The organism is Allobosea sp. P4_E12 (assembly GCF_056401655.1).
The window spans coordinates 1-2,545 of record NZ_JBFUIY010000114.1 but is presented as its reverse complement, the minus strand read 5'-3'; the positions used below and the strand labels follow the sequence as shown (position 1 = coordinate 2,545).

Genomic DNA, 2,545 nt, shown 5'->3' with positions numbered 1-2,545 from the left:
CATCTAGGGTATAGCCGTCCTGATCGACCGCCCGCCAGAGCCAATGCTTCTTTCCGGCGATGGTGACGACGATCTCGTCGAGATGCCAAAGGTCGCGGCGGCTCGGCCTCTTGCGCTTCAGGCGGTGGGCGTAATCCCGCCCGAACTTCAAGGCCCAGCGCCGCACCGTCTCGTAGGAGACGGCGATGCCGCGCTCCAGAAGCATCTCCTCCACCAGGCGAAGGCTCAGGGGAAAGCGGAAATACAGCCACACCGCATGGGCGATGATCGCCGGTGGGAACCGATGGCGCTTGTAGCTGATGGTCGGCAGGGTCATGCACGCCCACCTACACCGCTTGCCGCCATGCCGGAGTTAACGTGACGACGCCCGCGACAACACTGGTTGACGATCTCGATCACGCGGCCGCGGCGGCCGCTCACCCCGCCGCCATCGCCGAAGAGCGAAAAGCTCGGTGGGGCTTGGCGGAAATGAGATGGCGCTGGACGTTGAAGGTGTTGTAGGGGGCTGCGTGAGTGGAGAGAAATCTCTGGGCTGAACCTGGGCTCTTGAAACCTTGTGTCTTGCGCCAGATTGCCTGCTGGATGATCGCGGGTGGAAAGCGATAACCGCTGTAACTGATCTTTGCCATTCTCAATGGCTACCAACCCGACCGAGGCGCAACAACTCCGCTACGGCGTGACGATGCCGGCACGTGCCATATAGCGCATCTCGCTGACCCTTTCCCAACCGAAACGCCATTATCTGATTGAAGAGGTAGTGTTCATTCTGCCCCGCCAAGTGAGGAACTTCGCTGTCCCGTGCGATGCCGTCGCCACATGCAGCGCATTGCTCCACAGCGTCGACTTCGTTGACGCTCCGAGATTGAGGCGGTGATGCAACGGAATCCGCTGCGTCACCGTCCGTACTTCCTCGAGTGCCGTTAAGGAATCGGAGCGCGGATTCGGGCATAGCGGAACGCCCGACCGACGCTGGCAGGCTGTCCGGCGGCCCGCATCACCAGCCCGCGTTCGCTTAGCCGCGCCAGTGCCCGCGAGACTGAGGCGCTCGTGACAGCACTTTCCGGCCGACCGAGCCCGGTGATGATATCGCGAGGTCGTGCCCAGTCGCCTATATGGAGCTGCGTCGCCGTTGCGTCATGAACATAGGCAGGCCAGACCGCCAGCAGCGCAAGAATGTCATTCTGCAGGGGTGACGGTCCATTGCCCATGCTGTGAGGTCCCTTAGCGGTTAATAACATTCCGAATCAGAGTATTATTAACCGCTAAAGATCAGGCAAGCCCTACGCAAAGAAAAACGTCACGGCAAAATCTCTGTCGGGCTCGACAACCAAGGAAAATTACCATGGGTAATCATGGCTGCGCTGGCGCTGCGCGCCCATACTTTCCGACTGAAATCTGACGGGTCGAAGTGGCGGCGCTGCAGCTCGCGACAGATCCTGCTGACGAAACCGGGCCAACCTCGTCGGGGTGCGACGCCAGCTTGGCGGCGACATCGCGAAGGGAAGCGTCACGATGATCGGGAGCGGCTCGGCGGATGGTGTGGGTGTCGTCGGACGCAATTCCCTGGGCGCCATAGGATCTGGACATTCGCCCGTTCACGCCGCGGCGAGAATCGCAAACTGCACTGCGATGGACGGATTTAGATTCTAGGCGGCATTGTTACGGGAATGGTGCGATATCCGCCGCGCCTACCGGCGATCGCAACAGAACCTGCGCGGCATTGTAGAAGCCCCTTTTCACGAAGCACCGGCGGCTCGCCTTTCACGGCCGGAGGTTCTGTGCAGGGATTTGCTCCGGAGCGTTCAGATGGACGCGTCGTATCCTCGACACGCTCGTGCTTCGAGGGACGGGAGAGGAGAGGCGATCGGAATGAAGAGAACGGCAAGACGTGGACGTGCGGCATCGGCGTTCGTGATGCGCCCGCTCACAGCGAACATCCCCGCCAACCGAACAGACCCGAACAGATAAGAACAGCGCTGTCCGTAACTGGCAGGATGTTGCCAGTGCGGAAGAACGTCCCGCGAACGACTCAGAAACGGCGCAAGGACCGTGCCGCCATATCTGACACGCTCACGCACCCAAGAACGCATGCCCCGCTCCAGGTGATCGTCCATTTCAGCGAAGGCGAGGCCAAGGCCCTGGCCGTGCTGGCCGGCGCGTTGGGATCGGACGAAGGACGCGCCGCTGGCCAGAGCGCCCGCCCGCGTCAGGGAAGAAATGAACATCGCCAAGTCCCGGCATCGCAACATGACGAAGCACGTCAGGCCCCATGTCTGAGATCGCCCCTGACTGCACAAGCTCTTCGAGGGGTTCTGTTGCAAATTCCCTAGGAGCCCGTCCGAGTAACGATTTTGGGGCGATTATGACGGGAAGGCTGGGCGCGAGATTTCGGTGCCCGGTCCTCATCTTGAGGCTTTTGCAAGCTTCAGGAGGTTGTGAGCGGTACAGATCATTGCCCATTCGCCTCGGACCTGATCGAGACCGCGCAGGAGCAACTGCCGGAAGCCTCTGGCTTGCTTGATCTGCCCGAACACCGGCTCGGCTC

At 61.2% G+C, this 2,545-nt stretch carries 2 protein-coding genes and 1 pseudogene; all 3 read right to left on the bottom strand.

From position 1 onward, the window contains the following. The coding region (locus AC1DW9_RS36505) for an IS6 family transposase (RefSeq protein ID WP_476855403.1) at window positions 1-316 on the bottom strand (316 nt) is incomplete at its 3' end. A gap of 100 nt (window positions 317-416) precedes the next feature. Continuing rightward, window positions 417-554 (bottom strand): annotated as a pseudogene (locus tag AC1DW9_RS36500) (IS6 family transposase); the annotation flags it as partial. A 1,848-nt stretch (window positions 555-2,402) separates the two neighbouring features. Continuing rightward, a partial coding sequence (locus tag AC1DW9_RS36495) for a transposase (protein WP_476855404.1) occupies window positions 2,403-2,545 on the bottom strand: 143 nt, incomplete at its 5' end.